Genomic DNA, 22,928 nt, shown 5'->3' with positions numbered 1-22,928 from the left:
GCCGCCGGAGACGGTTCCACGGCTTACACATGCGCCACCTCCATGCCATGAGCACCGCCCATCATCAGGCCGATCTCATCGACCGTCAGACCGGTGGTTTCTCGCGGCGCACTCAGGCGGCCTTCGTTCAGCGCCGCAAAGCTGTCGGAGATCTCCATCAACTCGTCCAGATCCTGCGAAATGCAGATCACCGCTGTCCCCTTTGCCGCCAAATCCAGAATGGCCTGCCGGATGGAGGCTGCGGCGGCGGCATCCACGCCCCATGTGGGCTGGTTCACCACCAGCACATCGGGGTTTTGCAACACCTCACGCCCAATTACGAATTTCTGCAGGTTCCCACCCGACAAAGACCGCGCCGCGTTCTCGGGGCCAGGCGTGCGGACGTCAAAGGCGCTGATGATTTTCTCGGCAAAGCTTTTGGTCTCGGCCCATTTCAGGAAGCCATTATTTTCCAACCCTTCGCGGACGGATCCTGTCAGCAAGGCGTTTTCCGTCAGGCTCATATCAGGCGCTGCGGCGTGGCCCAGCCGCTCCTCGGGCGCGGTCAGCACACCGAGCTTGCGCCGCGCGGTGGGGCCCAGCTTGCCAATCGGCTGGCCGTTGAACTTGATCGCATCGGCGGCAGTCGGGATTTCGCCCGACAGCACCCCCAGCAATTCATCCTGCCCGTTGCCTGCGACGCCGCCGATGCCCAGAACCTCGCCCTTGCGGACCGTCATGTGAACATTGCGCAGCGCGGTACCGAATTCCGACGGAGACGGTACCGACAGCCCGCTGACATCCAGAGCAACTTCGCCAAAATCCCGCCCTGACCGTTCCGGTGTTTGCAGGGTCGAACCCACCATCATCTCGGCCATGTCCCGCGCCGAGGTCTCAGAGGGAACACACTCGCCCACGTTCTTGCCCAGACGCAGGATTGTCGCGTGGTCGCACAGCGTGCGGATCTCTTCCAGCTTATGCGAGATATACAGGATCGAGGTACCTTCGGCGCGTAATTTGTTCAGTGTTTCAAACAAGATATCGACCTCTTGTGGGGTCAAAACCGATGTTGGCTCGTCCATGATCAGCAGTTTAGGGTCCTGCAGCAGGCAACGGATGATCTCGACCCGCTGGCGTTCGCCTGCGGACAGGTCGCCCACCGTGCGATACGGGTCCAGCGGCAGGCCATAGGTTTCGGACACTTCGCGGATACGTGCGGCCAGATCGCCCATGGGCGGCGGGTTCTCCATTCCCAATGCGATATTCTCGGCCACGTTCAACGCGTCAAACAACGAGAAATGCTGGAACACCATCGCGATCCCATCGGCGCGGGCCGCGCGCGGTTCGGGCGGGGCGAACGGCTGGCCGCGCAGCAGCATCGTGCCGCTATCGGGTTTCACCAGCCCATAGATCATTTTTACCAGTGTGGACTTGCCTGCGCCGTTTTCGCCCAGCAGGGCGTGTACTTCGCCTTCGCCGATATCGAAGGACACCTGATCATTGGCCACGACGCCAGGATAAGCCTTGGTTAGCCCTTGCAGACTTAATAGTGGAGTGGTCACGCGCTCAGGTCCTTCTTCAACTCGGTTTGTCGGGCAGGGCGCAGAAGCTGCGCGGCGACGCCGACGGCGATCATCTGCGGGTGTTTGCCCAAGGCGGGGTCGCCGATTGGGCAAGTGATCCGACTGATCCGTTCGGGGGAATGCCCGAGGGCCGCCAGCCGCGACCGGAATCGCGCCCATTTCGTAGCGGAGCCAATCAAGCCAGCAAACCCAAAACCACGCGTCAACAGTCGATTGCACAGCTCAAGGTCCAGATTGTGCGAATATGTCAGCACAAGATGTTCAGCGTCCTGCGGGGCGTGGCGGACAAGCTCGGCAGGTTTGGCTGCTGGAACTGGTGTGACGCTCGCAGGAATATTGTCGGGAAATCGCTCAGGCCCCGTATCGACCCATGTGATCGCCAGATCGGGCAGGGGGGCCAAAACGTCGACCAGCGCCCGCCCGACATGACCCGCACCCCAAATCCAGAAGTTGCGGGTTGGTTGATGAACCGGCTCGACCATCCAGCCGTCCAGCAGTTGTGGCTCGGGCGCAATGCCCTGACCGCGCGCCTCGGCCAGCAGCCGTTTGACCGACAACGGCATGTCGCCGCCGGTCGGAGATCGCGCGATGACGGTATCGTCCAGCGCATTTACCGCTTTGTGATCATAGACTTCACTGAGCAGCGAAACCGCGCCGCCACAGCATTGACCCATGTCAGGACCCAGCGCGTGATGGGTCAGCCGCGCCGGCGCGGCCTGCGACCTTGCCGCCTGCGCAGCCTGATATTCCAACGTGCCGCCACCGATTGTGCCGCTTTGTCCGCCATCCCAGACCAGCATGGCGGCACCGACCTCACGCGGGGACGAGCCCTTGATCACGGTGATGACCACGCGGACCACGCGTCCGTGGGTATTGACCGCCTCCCTCAAAGCCTCAAGATCAAATCCCATTAGATGCCCCCTTTCATCCGCTGGACGCCGTGCCAGACCTCTTCGGCAGTGGCGGGCGCATCCAAAGCGGGGTAAGCGTCACCGCAGGCTGCCACCGCATTCGACAGGGCCAGCCAAGCCGAGATACCCAGCATGAAGGGCGGCTCTCCCACCGCTTTCGAGCGATAGATCGTGTCCTCGCGGTTCTCGCCATCCCAGAGCGCGACATTGAAGATATCGGGCCGGTCTGAGCAGGCTGGGATTTTGTAGGTCGAGGGCGCATGCGTGCGCAGGTTACCATTTCCGTCCCAGACCAGTTCCTCGGTCGTCAGCCAGCCCGCGCCCTGGACATAGCCACCTTCTACCTGCCCGATATCCAGCGCCGGGTTCAGAGAGGCCCCCGCATCATGCAGTATATCGGTACGCAGAATACGGTTTTCGCCGGTCAGCGTGTCCACCGCGACTTCAGTGACGGACGCGCCATAGGCGAAGTAGAAGAACGGCCGCCCCCGGCCTGCGATCCGGTCCCACTCGATCTTGGGCGTTTTATAGAAGCCAGTCGCCGACAGGCTTATGCGGCCCTGATAGGCCAGAGCAGCGGCTTCGGCGAAGGTATAGCGTTCCTTGCTCACACTCACGTGGCCGTCCGCGAAGGATACGGTTGTGGGATCAGCCTGGTGCCGTTCGGCCAGATAATCGGCCATGCGGTCACGGATCTTGTCGCAGGCGGCCTTTACAGCCATCCCGTTTAGATCGCTGCCCGAGGACGCAGCTGTGGCTGACGTGTTCGGCACTTTGGCCGTGTCAGTGGCGGTGATCTTGACCATCTCAAGGGGAATACCGAACCGCGACGCGGCCACCTGCGCGACTTTCTGGAACAGGCCCTGTCCCATCTCGGTGCCGCCATGGTTCAGGTGAACCGAGCCGTCCTGATACACATGCACCAGCGCTCCCGCCTGATTGAGGTGGGTCAGCGTGAAGGAAATCCCGAATTTGACCGGCGAGAAGGCGATACCCTTCTTTATCACGCCGTTCTTCGCGTTCCACTCGGCGATGGTGGCCTTACGGGCGGCATAGTCGCTGGATGTCAGAAGTGCTTCGGTCATGCCGTGCAGTTCGAAATCGCTGACCTCCATACCGTAAGGTGTGGTGTTGCCGTCGGCGGGTAGGGGGCGAACGGGGGCATTCCCGGTTTCCACAGCACCTCGGCTGGTCAGGTCTTCGTGTGGGTCGGGGTGGCCCAGCAGTTTCGCGTGCAGCGGTTGATCGGCCACCTTATGCGCAGGCTCATAATAGTTACGGCGACGCAGTTCGACCGGGTCCAGCCCAAGCACGTGCGCGGCGTGATCCATCACGCGTTCGATCCCGACCATGCCCTGAGGGCCGCCGAACCCGCGATAGGCTGTGGCGGATTGGGTGTTGGTTTTCAGTCGATGGCTTTCAATCCGGGCATTCGGCAGCAGATAGGCATTGTCGGAATGCAGCATCGCGCGGTCAGCGACGGGCAGCGACAGGTCCTGCGCCCAGCCACAGATGACGTAATGGTGGAAGGAGACACCCTGAACATGGCCGTTCTCATCAAACCCAGCCTTGTAGGCAATGCGGAAGGCGTGGCGCTTGCCGGTGATGATCATGTCATCATCGCGGTCATAACGCATCTTGCAGGCCTTGCCGGTGGCGCGGGCGGCGATGGCGCAGGCGACGGCCAGAGCGTTGCCCTGACTTTCCTTGCCGCCGAACCCTCCGCCCATGCGGCGAGTTTCAACCCGTACGGCGTGCATGGGCACACCCAAGGCATCGGCTACTTTATGCTGAATCTCGGTCGGGTGTTGGGTCGAGCTGTGGACCAGCATGTCCGCGCCTTCATTCGGCAAGGCCAGAGCGGCCTGGCCTTCCAAATAGAAATGTTCCTGCCCGCCGAGTTCAAAGGAACCTTCGATCACGTGGGGGGCCGACGCGATCGCCACGTCCGCATCGCCCTTGGCATAGATGCGGGGGCCGTCCTCGAACCGGCTGTCAGCGGCCAGAGCCTGTTCGATGGTCAGGATCGGGGTGTCTTCGGCATAGTCAATCTTGCCCAGCCGTGCAGCCTTGCGAGCGGCCAGATGGCTGGTCGCCACCACCAGAAACACGGGCTGGCCGATATAATGAACCGTGCCGTCCGACAGCAGCGGCTCATCATGGATCGAGGGCGAGACATCATTGGCAAAAGGCAGATCATCCGCCGTCATCACTTGCACCACACCCTTGGCGGCTTTTACTGCCGACAGGTCCATCGTGGTGATCGTGCCTTTGGCAATCGGGCTGAGGCCAAAGGCCAGATGCAGCGTGCCCCTGGGCGTTGGGATGTCATCCACATAGCGCGCGGCACCTGCGACATGCAGTGGGGCTGCGTCATGGGGGAGGGGTTTAGTCACGCTCATGCCGTCACCTTGAGTACGTCGGTCACTTCGCCCTGATCTTCAAGGAAATACCGCTCCAGCATCGCTTTGGCGGTTTCCAGACGATAGGTGGCCGAGGCGCGCATATCCGTGAGTGGTTGGTAATCGTCAGCAAAGGCGGGCAGCGCGGCCTGAATGGTCGCAGCGGTCCAGGGTTTGCCGATCAATGCGGCCTCGACATGGGTGGCCCGCTTCGGAGTGCCCGCCATGCCGCCAAACGCGATCCGCGCCTGGGTGACGGTGTCGTCTGTGACGGTGATGTTGAAACAGCCGCAGACGGCTGAAATGTCCTGATCGAACCGTTTGCTGAGTTTGTAGGTTTTCAGCCGGTCCGGTTGGCGGGGGAAGCTGACGGCTTCGACGAATTCTCCGGGCGCGCGGTCTTGTTTGCCGTAGTCGATGAAGAAATCTTCCAACGGGATCTGACGGCGAGTGTCGCCTTTGCGCAGATGCAGGGTTGCACCCAATGCGATCAGGGCGGGCGGGTTGTCTCCGATCGGTGAGCCATTGGCGATATTGCCGCCCACGGTTGCGGCGTGGCGGACCTGAACGCTGGCATAACGCCGGATCATCTCGGTGTAAGAGGGATGGAGGTCTGTCAACGTGTCGCACATGCGGTTCATGTCGACCATGGCGCCGATGTGGACTTCGTCATTGGTGATGGCGATGTTTTTCAGGTCGTCGCAGCGGCTCAGGAAGATGACCGGATCCAGGTCGCGCAGTTGTTTTGTGACCCAGAGGCCCACATCGGTTGCGCCCGCGATGAGCGTGGCGTTGGGATTTTGTGCATAGATCGCGGCCAGTTCGTCGGATGAGGTGGGGAGCAAGGGGGGCTCCGCCCCCCCGCCCGCGGCCTCCCCCCGAGGTATTTTTGAACAAGAGAAGGATTGGTCGTCATTAACCCATGCTGGGACTGGCTGGGATTCGGCGGCTTGGGCCGCGCGGATGATGGGGGCGTAGCCAGTGCAACGGCAGAGATTACCCGCAAGCTGGGTGTCGTGGTCGGTGATGCCATTGGTGTGGCCCGCGACCATCGACATGACAAAGCCGGGGGTGCAAAAGCCACATTGTGAACCGTGTAGGTCGATCATGGCCTGTTGCACGGGGTGAGCCTGCTGGTCGGGGCCGTTTGCGCCCTCGATGGTGCGGATGGCTTTGCCGTGTAGTTGTGGCAGGAATAGGATGCAGGCATTCAGTGCTTTGCTGGAACCTTCATCCGTGACCATGACGGTGCAGGCCCCGCAGTCACCTTCGTTGCAGCCTTCCTTAGTGCCGGTCAGGCCGCGATCCTCGCGCAGCCAGTCCAGCAGAGTTGCCGTCGGATTGACGTCCGCCAGCTCCACTGTCTCTCCGTTCAGAAGAAACGTGATGTTCATTCGAGAAACCCGTCGCCTTACCCGGTTGCGCCCTTCGGTGCCCTTCTTCGATGCGACGTAGAAAAAGGGGCGGGCAGAGTGCTTGCCGTCAGATGTTAGAAACAGCGCGCCTTATCTGGCAAGAAAAACTGATTATGTGATGCACCATTGGACCTGAACGATCTGCGATTTTCGCCGTTGTCTAGACATCAGTTGTCTGTAAATAAAGCGCTTTTTGCAGATCGGGTCCAATTGCGGCCGAAGCACCTTCTGAAAAATCCGAATAATAGGTGTTGATTTTTTAGGCATCTCAAAGCGGCGGTTCCTGCTTTTGCCGCGTCGCTGGCTGGGATAGCGTAGCGGGTATGAGCAGTATTCCTCGATTCATTCACCTACGTGTTCACACCGAATATTCTCTGCTGGAAGGCGCTGTGCGGCTGAAGAAGCTGCCCGCTTTGTGCGAGAATATGGACATGCCCGCTGTTGCGGTGACGGACACCAATTCTATGTTCTCGGCTTTGGAGTTTTCCGTGACTGCCAGCGGCGCTGGGGTGCAGCCGATCATGGGGTGTCAGGTTGATCTGACCTATGTGCAGCCGCAGCCAGGCGAGAAGCCCAAAGCTCCTGCGCCGCTGGTGCTGCTGGCGCAGTCCGAGGCGGGGTATGAGAACCTGATGAAGCTGAGTTCCTGCCTCTATGTGGACAAGGGCGGACAGTTGCCGCAGGTCACGTTGGACGAATTGGCCGAGCGCTCGGACGGGTTGATCTGTCTGACCGGCGGGCCGGATGGGCCCGTGGGGATGCTGTTGCAGCAAGGCCAGCGTCCGTCGGCGGAGGCTCTGGTGGATCGCCTGGCTGGGATGTTCCCGGACCGCCTGTATATCGAATTGCAGCGCCATCCGGGCGAAGGGGGCCAGCCCGAGGCAGAGCGTCTAACCGAACGTGGGCATGTCGAGATGGCCTATGCCAAGAATCTGCCTCTGGTCGCCACCAATGATGTCTATTTCCCGACCACCGACATGTATGAGGCGCATGATGCGCTGATCTGTATCGCCGAGGGCGCGTATGTCGACCAACAGGACGGCCGCCGCCGCCTGACCGCGCAGCATTATTTCAAGTCGCAGCAGGAAATGGTGACGCTGTTTGCCGACTTGCCTGAAGCGATTGAGAATACCGTCGAGATCGCGCGCCGGTGCGCTTTCATGGCGTATCGCCGAGATCCGATCCTGCCGAAATTTGCCGATGATGAGGTCGCCGAGCTGCGGCGTATCGCCAATGAGGGCTTGCAGAAACGTCTGACGGTGATCCCGCATGCGGTGACGCCCGAGGAATACCAGGAACGGCTGGATTTCGAACTCGGCATCATCGAGGGCATGGGCTTTCCCGGCTATTTCCTGATCGTTGCCGACTTTATCCAATGGGCCAAGGATCACGACATTCCGGTGGGGCCGGGGCGGGGGTCTGGTGCGGGCTCGCTCGTGGCCTATGCGCTGACGATCACCGACCTTGACCCGCTGCGCTATTCGCTGCTGTTTGAGCGGTTCCTGAACCCCGAGCGGGTCTCGATGCCGGACTTTGATATCGACTTCTGCATGGATCGTCGGGAAGAGGTGATCCGTTACGTTCAGCAGAAATACGGGCGCGACAAGGTGGGGCAGATCATCACCTTTGGTGCTCTGTTGTCGAAGGCCGCCGTGCGCGATATTGGGCGGGTGTTGCAGATGCCCTATGGGCAGGTGGACCGCCTGTCCAAGATGATCCCGGTGGAGGGGGTCAAGCCTGTCTCCATCGAAAAGGCCCTGAAAGACGAACCCCGCCTTCGCGAAGAGGCACGCAGCGAAGAGGTTGTGGACCGGCTTCTGACCTATGGCCAGCAGGTTGAGGGGCTGTTGCGGAATGCCTCGACCCACGCGGCGGGGGTGGTGATCGGTGATCGACCTCTGGATGCGCTGGTGCCGATCTATCAGGACCCTCGGTCCGATATGCCCGCGACCCAGTTCAACATGAAATGGGTGGAACAGGCCGGGCTGGTCAAGTTCGACTTTCTAGGTCTGAAGACTTTGACTGTGATCCAGAACGCGATGGATTTGATCTTCAAATCCGGGCGCGAACTTCATATCGCACCCGATGGCACCGAGTTGTATGAACCCGCCGAAGGCGCGGTGAATGAGATCAACGCCATCCCGCTGGATGATGAGGCGACGTACAAGCTTTATTCGGCGGCCAAAACGGTTGCGGTGTTTCAGGTGGAATCCTCGGGCATGATGGATGCGCTCAAGCGCATGAAGCCGGACTGTATCGAGGATATTATTGCCCTTGTGGCGCTATACCGTCCGGGTCCGATGGAGAACATTCCCAAGTTCTGCGAGGTTAAGAACGGGCTCAGTAAGCGGGACAAGCTGCATCCGTCCATCGACCACATCCTGGACGAGACGCAGGGCATCATCGTCTATCAGGAACAGGTGATGCAGATCGCGCAGGAAATGGCCGGTTACAGCCTTGGCGGCGCAGACCTGTTGCGCCGCGCGATGGGTAAGAAGATTCAGGAGGCGATGGATGCTGAGCGGCCCAAGTTCCTCAAAGGGGCTGCCGAAAATGATGTCGATGAGACCAAAGCGACCGAGGTCTGGAACCTGTTGGACAAGTTTGCCAACTACGGCTTCAACAAATCCCACGCTGCGGCTTATGCGGTGGTCAGCTACCAGACCGGCTGGCTGAAGGCGAACCACCCGGTAGAGTTCATGGCGGGTGTCATGAATTGCGATATCCACCTGACCGACAAATTAGCCGTTTACTTCGAAGAGGTCCGCAAAGGGCTTGAGTTGCCCTATGTGCCCCCTTGCGTGAACCGATCTCAAGCTACCTTCGATGTGGTGAACGGAGAGCTTGTCTATGCGCTGGGCGCCTTGAAAAACGTGGGCGTTGAGGCGATGAACCTGGTGGTCGATGGTCGCGCGGAAAAGCCCTTTGTGAACCTGTTCGATTTAGCCCGCCGGGTTGATCTGAAGAAGGTCGGTAAACGCCCGCTGGAGATGATGGCGCGGGCGGGTGCGTTTGATCAGTTGGATAAGAACCGCCGCCGCGTGTTCGAAAGCCTTGATCCGCTTGTGCAGTATTCGGCGGCTATCCACGAACAAAAGAACTCGAACCAGGTGTCGCTCTTTGGTGAGGCGGGTGACGACCTGCCGGAACCGCGCCTGTCGCCCACGCCCGATTGGCTGCCTGCCGAGCGGTTGAGCGAGGAATTCAAGGCCATCGGGTTTTACCTGTCAGGCCATCCGCTGGACGACTATATGCCCGCGCTGAAACGTAAACAGGTAATGACGCTGGATGAGGTGACGGAAAAGGCGCGCTCGGGGCCCTTCATCGCGAAGATGGCCGGTGTTGTTGCTGGTCGGCAGGAACGGAAATCGGCGCGCGGCAACCGGTTTGCCTTTGCGCAGCTTTCGGACCCCAGCGGCGCGTATGAGGTCACGCTGTTTTCGGAAACGCTGGAGAAATCGCGCGAATATCTTGAAACCGGTGCGCAAGTTGTACTAACCGCCGAGGCGACGATGGAAGCTGATCAGCTGAAGCTGCTTGGCCGGTCTGTCGGCCCGGTGGATACGGTCGTGGCCGAGGCGGGTGCAACCGGCCTGCGCATCTTTGTGGATGAGGAACAGGCGCTGCCTACTGTGGCTAAAGTGCTGAAGGATGCCGCCAGCGCAGCCAAGAACGCCGCGCGCGGGCCTATCCAATTGTTGCTGATGGCCCCCGGATTGCCGGGTGAGGTCGAGATGGACTTGGGTCAGAATTTCCCGATCAACCCCCAGATCAAGGGCGCGATCAAATCGCTGGAAGGCGTGATGTCGGTCGAGGAGTTTTGAGCCCAACCCGATGGTGCCACACAGCTGTGTTGAATGCGCTTAGCTTCATGCGGTTGGAAAGCCTTTTTGCGACCATATCCTCTCTTGGACACGGATGGGCCGCGATCTCGGGGGTGACAATGCTGGCACCAGTTGCTGCCTAGCCGCTGACAAAGTTACTACGCCGGCGTAGCAGGTTTTGCGGTGAAACGAGCGCTAAGGTTTCAGCCCTTAATAATGCGGTGGGCGTTCGTCGCCGAACACAACCCCGCCGGAACCTTCCTGCGCCCGTTCAGCCTCCCGCTGCAACAGCATCTCGACGCGCCGGGTCAGGCGGTCGATCTCGCTCTGTTGGGTTGTAACGACTGTGTTCAACTCTTCGACCGTGCGGGTCAGGTGGGCGATCTGCTCTTCCAGATGCTGCATGGGGCTCTCCTTTGGGCGTGGTCATAGCGGCGCTTTGATCACAACACCAGCGAAAGCGCGCCTTGCCCCGATGCGGGCCATGGGATAGACCGCGCGCGGAACATGAACCGCAAGGACGCCCCACATGGCTAAGCCCAAGAAACAGCCCCGCCCCAAGGCCGTCACGCCGAAAGGGTTCCGCGACTATTTCGGCCAGGAAGTCTCGCAGCGCACCGAGATGCTGCGGACGATTGCGGATGTCTATCATCGGTATGGGTTTGATGCGCTGGAAAGCAGCGCTGTGGAAACCGTCGAGGCGCTGGGCAAGTTTCTGCCCGACGTGGATCGCCCGAATGAGGGCGTATTTGCGTGGCAGGAGTTTGACGAAGGCGGCAACGGTGACTGGATGGCCCTGCGCTATGACCTGACCGCGCCGCTGGCCCGTGTTTATGCGCAGCACCGCAACGACCTGCCGACGCCCTATCGCCGCTATGCGATGGGTCCGGTCTGGCGCAATGAAAAGCCGGGGCCAGGGCGGTATCGCCAGTTTTATCAATGCGATGCGGATACGGTGGGCACGGCCTCGATGGCCGCCGACGCCGAGATTTGCGCGATGCTGTCGGATACGCTGGAGACCGTGGGCATTCCGCGCGGCGACTATCTGGTGCGGGTGAATAACCGCAAGGCCCTGAACGGAGTGCTTGAGGCGATGGGGCTGGGCGAAGACGTAGCCGCCCGCGACAATGTTCTGCGCACCATCGACAAGTTCGACAAAGTAGGTGAAGCCGGTGTGCGCGAGCTGCTGACCAAGGGCCGACTGGATGCCTCGGGCGCGTTTATCGACGGTGTGGGGCTGAGCGACGATCAGGCCGAGCCGGTAATTGCCTTCTTGACCTCGAAGGCTGCGGATACCGCAGGAACACTGGCCAACCTGCGTGCTGCCGTGGGCGACAGCAAGATCGGCGCGGATGGGATTGCCGAATTGGAACATATCGGCGCTCTGCTCGATGCGGGCGGCTATGGCTCGGACCGGATCGAGATTGACCCGTCGGTCGTACGGGGCCTCGGGTACTATACCGGACCGGTTTATGAGGCCGAGTTGACCTTTGAGATTTTCGACGAGAAAGGCCGTAAGCGGCAGTTCGGTTCGGTCTCGGGCGGTGGGCGTTATGACGACCTGGTCAAGCGGTTCACAGGGCAGGAAGTGCCTGCGACCGGCGTGTCTATCGGTGTCGACCGGCTGCTGGCCGCCCTGCGCGAAAAGGGCCGGATCGCGGCGCAAGCCACAGGCCCCGTGGTTGTGACCGTGATGGACCGCGACCGTATGGCCGACTATCAGGCGATGGTGGCCGAGCTGCGTAATGCAGGTATCCGGGCCGAGGTCTATCTGGGTAACCCCAAGAACTTTGGCAATCAGCTGAAATACGCAGACAAGCGGAACTCTCCCATCGCAGTGATCGAGGGGGGCGATGAAAAAGTAAATGGGATCGTGCAGATCAAAGACCTGATCCTTGGGGCCAAGATCGCCGAAAGCGCCACGCTTGAGGAATGGAAAGAACGCCCCAGCCAGTTCGAAGTGCCGCGTGGCGATCTGGTCGCCAAGGTGCGTGAAATTCTGGACAGTCAGGACTGACCCATGCCGAACCGTTCCCAGATACAAGCCCGCGCTGCCATGATGCGCGTGAGGTTCGAGGCCGCAGGCGCACAGGTCGTGGACCCTCCGCTGCTGCAACCGGCCGACACGCTGCTGGACCTTTATGGCGAGGATATTCGCGCGCGCGCCTACGTGACCTCGGACGCGCTGCGGGGCGAGCAGATGCTGCGCCCGGATTTCACCCTGCCCGTGGTGCAGATGCATATGTCCGACGGGGCCGAGCCCGCGCGCTATACCTATTCCGGCGAGGTCTTCCGTCGGCAAGAACATGACCCGGATCGCTCGAATGAATACATTCAGGTCGGATACGAAGTATTCGACCGCAATGATCCCGCAGGCGCGGATGCAGAAGTCTTCTCGCTGCTCGCGTTGCAATTGCGAGGGCTGCCTTTGCGCGCGGCGACCGGGGATATCGGCATCCTGACTGCCGCTGTCGAGGGCCTTAAGACCACAGACCGGCGCAAGGCGGCGCTGATGCGGCACTTGTGGCGGCCTCGTCGATTCCGGGTGCTGCTGGACCGCTTTGCCGGTCGCAAACCGGGACCTGAAGGGCGCGACAGCCTGTTGGATGCAGAAAATCCGCTGGATACGGACATCCCGATGATCGGCAAGCGCCGTGCCTCCGAGATCGAAGCGCGGATCGCTGCCTTGCGCGAAGATCGCGACACACCGCCTATCTCCGACAACGAACTGGTTGGGCTGGAAACCCTGCTGAACGTGCGTGAGACCATGCCCTTTGCGTTGGAGCAGCTGCGCGACGTGGCGGTGGATCTGCCGCAGATCACTCCGGCGCTGGACCGGCTTGAGGCGCGGATTGCCTCGCTACAGGCGCGTGGCGTGGATGTGGAACGTCTGGACTTCGAGGCCGCCTATGGCCGCACCTCGATGGAATATTATGACGGGTTTGTCTTTGGCTTCTACGCTGAGGGTCGCCCCGATCTACCCCCCATCGCCACTGGCGGGCGCTATGACGCGCTGACGCGGCAGTTGGGGAACGGGGCCGAAATTCCGGCGGTGGGCGGTGTCATCCGCCCCGACCTGATGCTGGAGATCGAGGAGGACGCGCAATGAGCCTGAAACTGGGCGTGCCCTCGAAGGGCCGTTTGATGGACAAGACCTTTGGTTGGTTCGAAAAGCGCGGCATCACCCTGTCGCGTAGCGGATCGGATCGGGAATATGCTGGCAAGGTCGAGGGCATCGACGGGGTCTCTCTGATCCTGCTGTCTGCCGGGGAAATCCCGCGCGAACTGGCCGCCGGGCGCATTCATCTGGGCGTCACCGGCATTGATCTGGTGCATGAGAAACTGCCCCGCTGGGAACAACAGGTCGAGGAGATCTCGCAGCTTGGGTTCGGCAAGGCGGACCTGATCATCGCCACACCTGCCTGCTGGGTCGATGTGGATACGTTGGATGATCTGGATGCGGCTGCAGCAGCGTTTCGCAAGACCCACGGGCATCGGCTACGGATTGCCACCAAATACCACCGGTTGGTGCGCGAGTTCCTGACCGATGCGGGAGTTGCCGATTACACTCTGGTCGATAGCCAGGGCGCGACCGAGGGCACGGTGATGAATGAGACCGCCGAGGCGATTGCCGATATCACGTCTACCGGCGAGACGCTGCGGGCGAACCACCTGAAAATCCTGACCGACGGGATGATCCTGCAATCGCAGGCGACCCTGTGGCGCAGTCGGGTGGCGAAATGTGACCCCGAGACAAAGGTCACACTGAACGCATTGCTGGATCGCCTGCGTTAAAGCACACCGATCTCGGCAAGCGCGCGATTCAGATCGTCGGGCAAGGCATCGTCCTGTTCTCGCCCTTCCGGCAGGTCGGCGGGGGTGTCCTCGGGTTTGAGATAGCGCCAGCCTTGGAATGGGCGTTTGAGCGCGGTCTGGGTGCGATGGACCCGCGGGTCCAGCACGATGGCGCAGCGGCGAATGCCGTCTTCGCCGCGCACCTCATCCAGACGCAGGATGCGCTGACGGCATTGGATTACGCCCTTGATCACCCAATAGATTGATCCGCCATTCAAAATCTCAGCCTCGCGCTTGGGCCACATGCGGGTGACATGGCGCGGGCAGCCGTCCGCGTAAAGCGGTCTGCGACTGTCCTGCCACGCCATCAGCGTATCAACGCTTTCCGATCCGACGGACAGTTTGATGAGGTTTACGTACTTATCCACAGCTTTCCCACAGAGTCGTCCCAAGGCCCACCTTTATATTGTAGCTCGCAATGCGACGTCATCAAGGTGTTGTGGTTTGGATGTGAATTGCGGTAATCTGGATACCTCTTTCAAAACAGGGAATCACCAATGAGCCGCTTTGCCGCCCCCATCGCCGAGCAGATCTGGGACATGAAATACCGCTTTAAAGAAGCGGATGGCACGCCCATCGACCAGACGGTCGAGGACAGTTGGCGGCGCATCGCCCGTGATCTGGCGCGGGTCGAGGATGACGCGGCCCATTGGGAAGATAAGTTCTATGAGGCGCTGGAAGATTTCAAATATCTGCCCGCTGGTCGCATCACTGCGGGTGCAGGTACGGCGCGTCAGGTGACCCTGTTCAACTGTTTCGTGATGGGCACCGTGCCCGACAGCATGGGCGGTATCTTCGACATGCTGAAAGAAGCCGCGCTGACCATGCAGCAGGGTGGCGGGATCGGGTATGATTTCTCGACCATCCGTCCACGTGGGGCCGATGTGAAAGGCGTGGCTGCGGATGCTTCTGGCCCGCTTTCCTTCATGGATGTGTGGGACGCGATGTGCCGCACGATCATGTCTGCGGGTTCGCGCCGTGGGGCGATGATGGCGACCATGCGCTGCGATCACCCTGATATCGAACAGTTCATCACCGCGAAATCTGACCCGGCCCGCCTGCGCATGTTCAACATGTCGGTCCTGGTGACGGATCCGTTCATGGAGGCCGTCAAGGCCGATGGTCCGTGGGAGTTGCAGTTCGACGGCAAGGTCTATCATACCGTTCAGGCGCGTGATCTGTGGAACAAGATCATGCAGGCCACCTATGATTACGCCGAGCCTGGAGTAATCTTCATTGACCGCATCAATGAGGCCAACAACCTCAGCTATGTGGAAACCATCGCCGCGACCAACCCCTGCGGCGAGCAACCCTTGCCACCCTATGGTGCGTGCCTTTTGGGCTCGATCAACTTGGCGCGGTTGGTGACAGATCCGTTCGAGGACGCGGCGCGCCTGGATGAGGCCGCTTTGCAAGAATTGGTCGCGACCGCTGTGCGCATGATGGACAACGTAGTAGACGCGTCGAAATTCCCGCTGGCGGAGCAGGAAGCCGAAGCACAAGACAAGCGCCGGATTGGGCTGGGCGTGACCGGGTTGGCCGATGCGCTTTTGATGTTGGGTTTGCGCTATGGGTCCGACGAAGCGGCGCGTCAAACCGAACGCTGGTTGCACGCGATCGCCCGCGCCGCCTATCTGGCCTCGGTCGATTTGGCGAAGGAGAAGGGCGCTTTCCCATTGTTTGACGCCGAGAAATACCTGGCCAGCGGCAACATGCAGCAAATGGATGATGACGTGCGTGACGCGATCCGCGAACATGGTATCCGCAACGCCCTGCTGACCTCGATCGCGCCGACTGGGACGATTTCGCTCTATGCAGGGAACGTGTCGTCGGGGATCGAGCCGGTCTTTGCCTACGCCTACACGCGCAAAGTGCTGCAGAAGGATGGCTCGCGCACCGAGGAAGAAGTCGTGGACTATGCCGTGCAGATGTGGCGCGACAAGTTCGGCGATGTTGCCTTGCCAGACTATTTCGTGAACGCGCAGACGCTTTCCCCGTCTGATCACGTCAAGATGCAGGCCGCCGCGCAGAAATGGATCGACAGTTCGATTTCCAAGACGATCAACTGTCCCGAAGATATCAGCTTTGACGCCTTCAAGGACGTTTACATGCAGGCCTGGGATCAGGGCTGCAAAGGCTGCACGACCTATCGCCCGAATGACGTGACCGGCTCGGTCCTGACAGTGTCCGAAAGCGCCGACAAAGCCCCCGGCGAAAGCGCGGATGCCCCGCATCAGGTGGATGGCGGTGAGGTTGTCTATATGTCCGAACCGCTGGACCGTCCGCAATCGCTGGAGGGGTCGACCTACAAGTTGAAATGGCCCGACAGTGAACACGCGATTTATCTGACCATCAACGATATCGTCATTGGTGGCCGCCGTCGTCCGTTCGAGGTGTTCATCAATTCAAAGAACATGGAGCACTACGCCTGGACGCTGGCGCTGACCCGCATGATTTCTGCCGTATTTCGACGGGGCGGGGATGTGTCCTTTGTCGTTGAAGAACTAAAGGCCGTGTTCGATCCGCGTGGCGGGGCCTGGGTGCAGGGGAAATACATCCCATCGATCCTGGCCGCGATTGGCGGCGTGATCGAGCAGCATATGGTCAATATCGGCTTTCTTGAAGGCGAAGGAATGGGTCTGAAATCCGACCCGCAGGCGCAGGTGGTCAATATGGACGCACCCCGCGGCAAAGCCTGCCCATCCTGTGGTCAGTTCGATATGGCGATGATCGAGGGCTGCATGACCTGCCGAAGCTGCGGTCATTCTAAGTGCGGCTGACGCAGATCGCAGACAATTGCTGTGGCTTCTGGCGGGATCGTTTCCCGCCAGAAGCCAGAAGCTGAATCTCTTTAGCAACATTTTTATGAACGATATGTTAACGTCTCTTTTCTGCCAGAATTTGCCCTGATAAGAACGCCAGCGTAAGCAGTGATACGTTGAAAGGTGCGGGCGGGTATAATGAGAGCCGGGCAAAACGGTCGTATAGCCATTTTATGGAAACAGACGGAACTGGATGGGCTTGAGGCGGCGCCTCTGTCCTTTTTGAATGTTGGGGCTGCGTGGTCCTGGCGCGGGCATGCCGCCTTTGTGGACGGTTCTTTGCCGCACGGCCGAGAGGTACCGCTGAATGTTCTGCATCATTTCATCTCGGAAGACGAATTGGGCAACGGTGCGCAGGGTGTTGTTATCCTGACCAACGGGGCACAGCAATTCTCGGCCCTGTTATATGTTTCGGCGACGCAGGCTGAACCTCTTTTGGTATTCGAAGAAGGATGTCCGGCACGCGAACAGGACTTTTGGGTCGATGAGTTTGTCGAAATCCGTCAGGCTGGCGGCGAATCGGCCAGCCACACGAATACGGTGGTCTCGTTCCCGACTCGTCCACGCATGGACCCCAATCTTCACGCAGTGCCGCGCCTGCCTGCGGCGAATGCGGGACCGTTGGTGGATTGATCCGTTTCAACGGACCGGATTTTTTCAGGACCTGTTGACTCTGACGGAACTGCAGATATAAGCGCGGCTTCATTGGTGTTGGTGGCCCCCGCAAGGGGATGCCTGTCATGGGGGAAACCCCAAGAGGACAACGCCCTTCATAGTAGGCGCCTACTCTTGTAGCAGAGCAGCGCCTTCGAACATAAAGAAGGAGATCAGCCGTGACGAAACGCACGTCTGCCAAGTACAAAATCGACCGCCGGATGGGCGAAAACATCTGGGGTCGTCCGAAATCCCCGATCAACCGTCGTGAATACGGCCCCGGCCAGCACGGTCAACGCCGCAAGGGCAAACTGTCGGACTTTGGTCTGCAGCTGCGCGCCAAGCAGAAGCTGAAAGGCTACTATGGCGACCTGACCGAGAAGCAGTTCCGCCGCATCTACGCCGAAGCCGAGCGTGTCAAAGGCGACACCGGTGAAAACCTGATCGGTCTGCTGGAGCGTCGTCTGGACGCTGTTGTTTACCGCGCCAAGTTCGTGCCAACCGTGTTTGCCGCACGTCAGTTCGTGAACCACGGCCACGTCAAAGTGAACGGAAAGCGAGTGAACATCCCCAGCTACCGCGTCAAAGAAGGCGACGTGATCGAAGTGCGCGACAAGTCCAAGCAACTGGCCGTTGTTCTGGAAGCTGTTGCGCTGGCCGAGCGTGATGTGCCTGACTATATCGACGCCGACCACTCGAAAATGACCGCAACCTTCGTGCGCGCACCGGGCCTGAGCGATGTGCCTTACCCGGTCATGATGGAGCCGAACCTGGTCGTCGAATTCTACGCGAAGAACTAATCTTCGCCGATCTGGAAAGTTTCGAAAACCGCGCCATCCGGCGCGGTTTTTTCGTTTACACAGTTCTGTTGCCATCGCGCTGAAATTCCAACATTTTGGTCCGTGACCAAGCGCATATAAGACAACACAGTGAATTTGAGACCGCTATGACAGCACGTTTTCAGAAAATCCTGACCGCAGCAGGGCTGGCCGTTCTACTTGTCGGTTGCTCCGACGCCACCAGACCGCTGACATCAAGTGGGCTGCGGTCCGAGGACCCGCTTTTGACCGGCATCCTGCAAAGTTTTCAACATGGATGTATCGAGACCGCCCCAACATTCGAAGAATCGCGGGTTCGTGCCGGGTTCAATGCCAATGAGCCGAGACTTGAGCCGGGGATGGAATTCCTTGGGGGCAGTACCAGAGATCGGTCCTGTGAGGTTATCGTGCGTGGATATGGCACGACCCGGCCGGTGCCGACGGTTGGCGATATCAACCGGTTGGCGCGTGCCTTCGCGTCGAACACGCGGTTGGCCTATACCCCTGCGATCCCGGGTGAAACGACGCGGGCTTGGGTTTCGTCCGGAAATCGCTATTTCTTCGTGACCGGTTTTGTGACCGGAGACGGGGATTTGCAGCTGATTGTTGGTGAGTGATCCAGTCAGATCGGCAGCGGTCGCCCCTCGGCGATCGCTTCCATAGCGAAATAGGACGTGACGCTGTCCAGTTCGACCTTTTCGATCAGGCGTTGGTACACCTTGTCATAGGATGCCATGTCCTGCGTCACGACCTTGAGCTGATAGTCATAATCGCCCCCGATCCGGTGAAAATCCACAACCTCGGGGATGGTCAGTACGTGGCGGCGAAACGCCTGCAGCCACTCGGCCGAGTGATGCCGGGTTCGTAGCATCACAAATACCACAAGGCTGAGGCCCAGTTTCTCGCGCGCGATCTTGGCGGTCGACCCGGTGACGACGCCGCTTTCGTTCAGCGCCTTCAGCCTACGCCAGCACGCGTTCTGAGACAGGCCGACCCGATCCGCCAGTTCTCGCTGTGACAGGGTCGCGTCTTTTTGCAGTTCGCGCAGTATGCCTTGATCAATTTGATCTATTCTTTCGGTCATATCAGATCATATGACACGAAAAATAGAAAAACTACCCAAAGAAATGTGAAGTTTATCCAAAAAATAACAATCATATTGTCAGGGTAATACGGAGCCTGAGCCATGACCCTGAACCAATTCCGCGCGTCCATCCAATCCGCCGATTGCATAACCCCCTTTCGTGATGGGCTGATCGGAGAAGGCGTCATGATTCCGGGTCTGCGCGGGGACGTGCCGCTTGTGTATGCGGATTACGTTGCCTCGGGCCGCGCGTTGCGGCAGGTCGAGGATTTTGTGGCTGCGCATGTGTTGCCGTTTTATGCCAACAGCCACACCGAGGCTTCGTATTGCGGCGCGTATATGACGCGCCTGCGCGGAGAGGCTCGCGCAGAGATTGCCCGCATCGTTGGCGCCCAGGAAGAGGATTCGGTGATCTTCACCGGCTCTGGCGCCACTGCGGGTCTCAACCGGCTGGTCAGCCTGATGGGTGTTAACGAGGCGGACCGGCCGGTTGTTTTGTTGGGGCCGTATGAGCATCACTCGAACATTTTGCCGTGGCGCGAAAGCAAGGCGCGGGTGATCGAAATCCCCGAAGCATCGGACGGGGGTGTCGATCTGCAAGTGCTCGAACGTATATTGGTCGATCATTCTGCGTCCGATCTTATCATCGGGTCGTTTTCAACGGCCTCGAACGTGACCGGCATCATCACCGACCCCGATCCGGTGACACGCTTGCTGAAAGCGCATGGTGCGCTGGCAGTTTGGGATTATGCCGGGGGTGGGCCTTACCTGCCGATGGATATAGGGGAAGGCGATACACGTAAGGACGCAATAGTTGTCTCTCCGCATAAATTTCCAGGCGGTCCGGGGGCTTCGGGCGTGTTGGTTGTCAACACGGAGGCCGTGCGTCGGACCTGTCCCAGTTGGCCCGGTGGCGGGACAGTCAGCTTTGTGTCGCCATGGCGGCATGACTACAGCGCTAACCTGTCCGCGCGCGAAGAAGCCGGAACACCCAACGTTATCGGCGATATCCGCGCGGCGCTGGCTTTTATCGTCAAGGATGTAGTTGGCGTAAAGGCGATCGCCAAACGCGAGGTACAGTATAACCAAATGGCGTTGAAAGGATGGGGGGACAACCCGAACCTCACGCTGCTGGGCGTGGATAATCCACATCGCCTGCCGATTTTCTCCTTCCTCGTGCGCGACAACGCGGGGCACCCGGTGCATCAGCAACTGTTCACCCGTATGCTCAGCGATATCTACGGCATTCAGGCGCGGGGCGGCTGTGCCTGTGCTGGGCCCTATGCGCATCGCCTGTTGGGCATCGACAGGGACACGTCCGAGGCGTTGCACGCCGCGCTGTCTGCCGGAGAAGAGATGAAGAAGCCCGGTTGGGTGCGGTTGAACTTCTCATATTTGATGAGCGAACAGACGGTGCAGTTCGTGATCGACAGCGTCAATGACTTGTCGCGCCGCACCGCTGAATTCGCACCATTCTACACGGCCGACCCGGCGACCGCCCGCTTCAAAGCGGCGTGACGGAATTGCCGCTTTTCTCAACGCCTTGAGACAGGTATGAGAGGCTCCAATCAACGGAGCCTCTTATGACCAAGATCACCCCGCAACCCGGCATTATGGACATCGCGCTGTATCAGGGCGGCCAGTCGCATGTGGCCGGGGTTTCGCATGTGATCAAGCTGAGTTCCAACGAAAACCCGTTTGGTCCCAGCCCCAAGGCGATCGAGGCTGTGCGCGACAGTGCCGCCAACCTGCATCGCTATCCCAGCACCGACCACGCGCCCCTGCGCGACGCAATCGGTGTACGGCACGGGCTGGACCCAGCGCGGATCATCTGTGGTGTCGGCAGCGATGAGGTGCTGCAATTCGTGGCGCAAGCCTATGCCGGGCCGGGGGATGAGGTCATCTATACCGAGCACGGCTTTTCCATGTACCCGATCATCGCGCGGATGGCGGGGGCAACGCCGGTGATGGTGCCTGAAAAGGACCGCCGCGTGGATGTTGACAACATCCTTGCCGCTGTGACGGATCAGACGCGGATCGTGTTTGTGACCAATCCGGGTAACCCGACCTCGACCATGATCCCCGAAAGTGAGCTTGTGCGCCTAGCCGAGGCTCTGCCCGACAGTTGCCTGATGGTGATCGACGGGGCCTATGCCGAGTTCGTCGATGATTTTGATGGTGGGGCATCCATCGTGGGTCGGTTCGACAACGTGATCATGACCCGGACGTTCTCGAAAGTGTACGGCCTGGGTGGGATGCGCGTGGGCTGGGGCTATGCCGTGCAGTCGATCATTGATGTGCTCAACCGAGTGCGTCAGCCGTTTAACTTATCACTGACCGCTTTGGCGGCGGCCGAAGCTGCGGTTAAGGACGAAGAGTTCTTGTCTCATTGTCAGGCCGAAAACACACGGCTGCGGGTGTGGTTGTCCGACGAACTGGCCAAGATCGGGGTGCCTTCGGATGCGTCCTGCACCAATTTCATTCTCGCCCGGTTCACCGATCAGGCCGAGGCTGAGGCTTGCGACGACTATTTGAAAACCCAAGGTTTGATCGTGCGGCGTGTGGCGGGATACAACTTGCCAAATGCGCTGCGCATCACCGTGGGCGATGAAGACGCCTGCCGCCGGGTCGTTGCGGCAATCTCCGCATTCAAAGAGGGCGCAGCATGAGCCAGATCTACGACCGTGTTGCACTGATCGGGCTGGGGCTGATCGCCTCGTCCATGTTCTGGGCCATCAAACGCGCCGGGCTAGCGGGGGAAGTGACGGGATACGCGCGGTCCAAGGCGACGCGCGACACCGCGCGCAAGATCGGTCTTTGCGACCGGGTGTGCGATACCGCCCAAGATGCGGCGGAGGGCGCCGATCTTGTCGTTCTCTGTGTTCCGGTCGGCGCGATGGGTGCGGTGGCCGCAGATATCGCACCAATGCTGAAACCGGGCGCGACGGTGTCTGACGTGGGTTCGGTCAAACGTCATGTGATCGAGGCGGTGTCGCCACATATCCCCGAGGGCGTGCATTTCATCCCCGCGCACCCGCTGGCCGGGACGGAACACTCGGGCCCAGAATCCGGTTTTGCCGAATTGTTCGACAATCGTTGGAGTCTTTTGGTGCCGGTTGAAGGCACCGACCCCGCCGCCGTCGCGCGCTTGCGTGCGCTTTGGGAGGGGATGGGATCGAACGTCGATGAGATGGACGCCGACCACCACGATCTGGTGCTAGCCGTTACGTCCCACGCACCGCATCTGATCGCTTACACGATGGTCGGTGTGGCCGATGACCTGCGCCGGGTGACGGATAGCGAGGTTATCAAATATTCGGCTGCCGGTTTCCGGGATTTCACGCGGATCGCGGCCTCGGACCCGACCATGTGGCGCGACGTGTTTCTGACCAACAAGGACGCGACTTTGGAAATTCTTGGCCGGTTCACAGAGGAACTGTTCGCCTTACAGCGGGCCATCCGAACCGGAGATGGTGAACAGCTATTCGACTATTTCACACGCACCCGCGCGATCCGGCGTGGGATCATCGACGCAGGCCAGGATACGGATGCGCCGGATTTCGGCCGGGGGAAATCCTAGC

Annotated in this window: 18 protein-coding genes; 11 read left to right on the top strand and 7 right to left on the bottom strand. The window is 60.0% G+C overall.

The window, feature by feature from the left end; all coding sequences use genetic code 11:
• Positions 1 to 23: 23 nt before the first annotated feature.
• The 4 genes from ACR0L1_RS03410 to xdhA are packed head-to-tail and all read right to left on the bottom strand — an operon-like array spanning position 24 to position 6,269.
• On the bottom strand, positions 24 to 1,541 hold the full coding sequence (locus ACR0L1_RS03410; protein ID WP_170787403.1) for an ABC transporter ATP-binding protein: 1,518 nt from the start codon (positions 1,539 to 1,541) through the stop codon (positions 24 to 26).
• Positions 1,538 to 2,473, bottom strand: a complete 936-nt coding sequence (xdhC, locus tag ACR0L1_RS03405) for a xanthine dehydrogenase accessory protein XdhC (protein ID WP_480857137.1) — start codon at positions 2,471 to 2,473, stop codon at positions 1,538 to 1,540. The genes ACR0L1_RS03410 and xdhC overlap by 4 nt, the downstream gene beginning before the upstream one ends.
• Positions 2,473 to 4,875, bottom strand: a complete 2,403-nt coding sequence (gene xdhB, locus ACR0L1_RS03400) for a xanthine dehydrogenase molybdopterin binding subunit (RefSeq protein WP_480857135.1) — start codon at positions 4,873 to 4,875, stop codon at positions 2,473 to 2,475. The genes xdhC and xdhB overlap by 1 nt, the downstream gene beginning before the upstream one ends.
• Entirely contained in the window at positions 4,872 to 6,269 is a 1,398-nt protein-coding gene (gene xdhA, locus ACR0L1_RS03395) for a xanthine dehydrogenase small subunit (RefSeq protein WP_480857133.1), read from the bottom strand. The genes xdhB and xdhA overlap by 4 nt, the downstream gene beginning before the upstream one ends.
• A 344-nt stretch (positions 6,270 to 6,613) precedes the next feature.
• Here xdhA and dnaE point away from each other — a divergent pair, with 344 nt between their 5' ends.
• On the top strand, positions 6,614 to 10,114 hold the full coding sequence (dnaE, locus tag ACR0L1_RS03390; protein ID WP_480857131.1) for a DNA polymerase III subunit alpha: 3,501 nt from the start codon (positions 6,614 to 6,616) through the stop codon (positions 10,112 to 10,114).
• Between the two features lie 210 nt (positions 10,115 to 10,324).
• On the opposite strand, the gene ACR0L1_RS03385 is transcribed toward dnaE, so the two are convergent.
• Complete coding sequence (locus ACR0L1_RS03385) at positions 10,325 to 10,519, bottom strand: SlyX family protein (RefSeq protein ID WP_170352274.1); 195 nt, start codon at positions 10,517 to 10,519, stop codon at positions 10,325 to 10,327.
• Between the two features lie 124 nt (positions 10,520 to 10,643).
• On the opposite strand from ACR0L1_RS03385, the gene hisS reads away from it, so the two are divergent.
• From hisS to hisG, 3 genes are read left to right on the top strand one after another with little or no spacing between them, the layout of a single operon-like run.
• Positions 10,644 to 12,131 carry a histidine--tRNA ligase gene (hisS, locus tag ACR0L1_RS03380; protein ID WP_480857129.1) on the top strand — a complete coding sequence of 496 codons (1,488 nt, stop codon included), beginning with the start codon at positions 10,644 to 10,646 and terminating at the stop codon, positions 12,129 to 12,131.
• A gap of 3 nt (positions 12,132 to 12,134) precedes the next feature.
• Entirely contained in the window at positions 12,135 to 13,223 is a 1,089-nt protein-coding gene (locus tag ACR0L1_RS03375; RefSeq protein WP_170788148.1) for an ATP phosphoribosyltransferase regulatory subunit, read from the top strand.
• The gene (gene hisG / locus ACR0L1_RS03370; protein ID WP_480857127.1) at positions 13,220 to 13,909 is read left to right on the top strand and encodes an ATP phosphoribosyltransferase; all 690 of its coding nucleotides are present in this window, start codon (positions 13,220 to 13,222) and stop codon (positions 13,907 to 13,909) included. The genes ACR0L1_RS03375 and hisG overlap by 4 nt, the downstream gene beginning before the upstream one ends.
• Here hisG and ACR0L1_RS03365 read toward each other — a convergent pair.
• A complete protein-coding gene (locus ACR0L1_RS03365) occupies positions 13,906 to 14,337 on the bottom strand; it encodes a DUF1489 family protein (RefSeq protein WP_170788150.1) in 432 nt (143 codons plus the stop codon). The two genes, hisG and ACR0L1_RS03365, sit on opposite strands and share 4 nt — an antisense overlap.
• Before the next feature lie 129 nt (positions 14,338 to 14,466).
• Here ACR0L1_RS03365 and ACR0L1_RS03360 point away from each other — a divergent pair, with 129 nt between their 5' ends.
• From ACR0L1_RS03360 to ACR0L1_RS03345, 4 genes are all read left to right on the top strand, one after another.
• Positions 14,467 to 16,749 (top strand): adenosylcobalamin-dependent ribonucleoside-diphosphate reductase, encoded by a 2,283-nt coding sequence (locus ACR0L1_RS03360; protein WP_480857125.1) that lies wholly within the window; start codon positions 14,467 to 14,469, stop codon positions 16,747 to 16,749.
• Positions 16,750 to 16,929: 180 nt separating this feature from the next.
• The gene (locus tag ACR0L1_RS03355; protein WP_480857123.1) at positions 16,930 to 17,424 is read left to right on the top strand and encodes a hypothetical protein; all 495 of its coding nucleotides are present in this window, start codon (positions 16,930 to 16,932) and stop codon (positions 17,422 to 17,424) included.
• 200 nt (positions 17,425 to 17,624) lie between these two features.
• Positions 17,625 to 18,245, top strand: coding sequence for a 30S ribosomal protein S4 (gene rpsD, locus ACR0L1_RS03350; RefSeq protein ID WP_170325974.1), 621 nt, complete (start codon positions 17,625 to 17,627; stop codon positions 18,243 to 18,245).
• A 146-nt stretch (positions 18,246 to 18,391) separates the two neighbouring features.
• The gene (locus ACR0L1_RS03345; RefSeq protein WP_480857121.1) at positions 18,392 to 18,880 is read left to right on the top strand and encodes a hypothetical protein; all 489 of its coding nucleotides are present in this window, start codon (positions 18,392 to 18,394) and stop codon (positions 18,878 to 18,880) included.
• 5 nt (positions 18,881 to 18,885) lie between these two features.
• Here the strand turns inward: ACR0L1_RS03345 and ACR0L1_RS03340 are convergent, their stop codons facing one another.
• The gene (locus ACR0L1_RS03340; RefSeq protein ID WP_170788153.1) at positions 18,886 to 19,347 is read right to left on the bottom strand and encodes an Lrp/AsnC family transcriptional regulator; all 462 of its coding nucleotides are present in this window, start codon (positions 19,345 to 19,347) and stop codon (positions 18,886 to 18,888) included.
• A gap of 102 nt (positions 19,348 to 19,449) precedes the next feature.
• Here ACR0L1_RS03340 and ACR0L1_RS03335 point away from each other — a divergent pair, with 102 nt between their 5' ends.
• The 3 genes from ACR0L1_RS03335 to ACR0L1_RS03325 all read left to right on the top strand — a co-directional run bounded on the left by ACR0L1_RS03335 (position 19,450) and on the right by ACR0L1_RS03325 (position 22,927).
• Complete coding sequence (locus tag ACR0L1_RS03335) at positions 19,450 to 20,865, top strand: aminotransferase class V-fold PLP-dependent enzyme (RefSeq protein ID WP_480857119.1); 1,416 nt, start codon at positions 19,450 to 19,452, stop codon at positions 20,863 to 20,865.
• Positions 20,866 to 20,930: 65 nt separating this feature from the next.
• A complete protein-coding gene (gene hisC, locus ACR0L1_RS03330; protein ID WP_170768985.1) occupies positions 20,931 to 22,016 on the top strand; it encodes a histidinol-phosphate transaminase in 1,086 nt (361 codons plus the stop codon).
• Complete coding sequence (locus ACR0L1_RS03325) at positions 22,013 to 22,927, top strand: prephenate/arogenate dehydrogenase family protein (RefSeq protein ID WP_170768986.1); 915 nt, start codon at positions 22,013 to 22,015, stop codon at positions 22,925 to 22,927. Before hisC ends, ACR0L1_RS03325 begins: the two co-directional genes overlap by 4 nt.
• Position 22,928 lies beyond the last annotated feature (1 nt).

It is taken from the genome of Ruegeria sp. J8, from assembly GCF_056531925.1.
The sequence above is the reverse complement of the archived record's forward strand: the minus strand, read 5'-3'. Positions and strand labels throughout refer to the sequence as shown.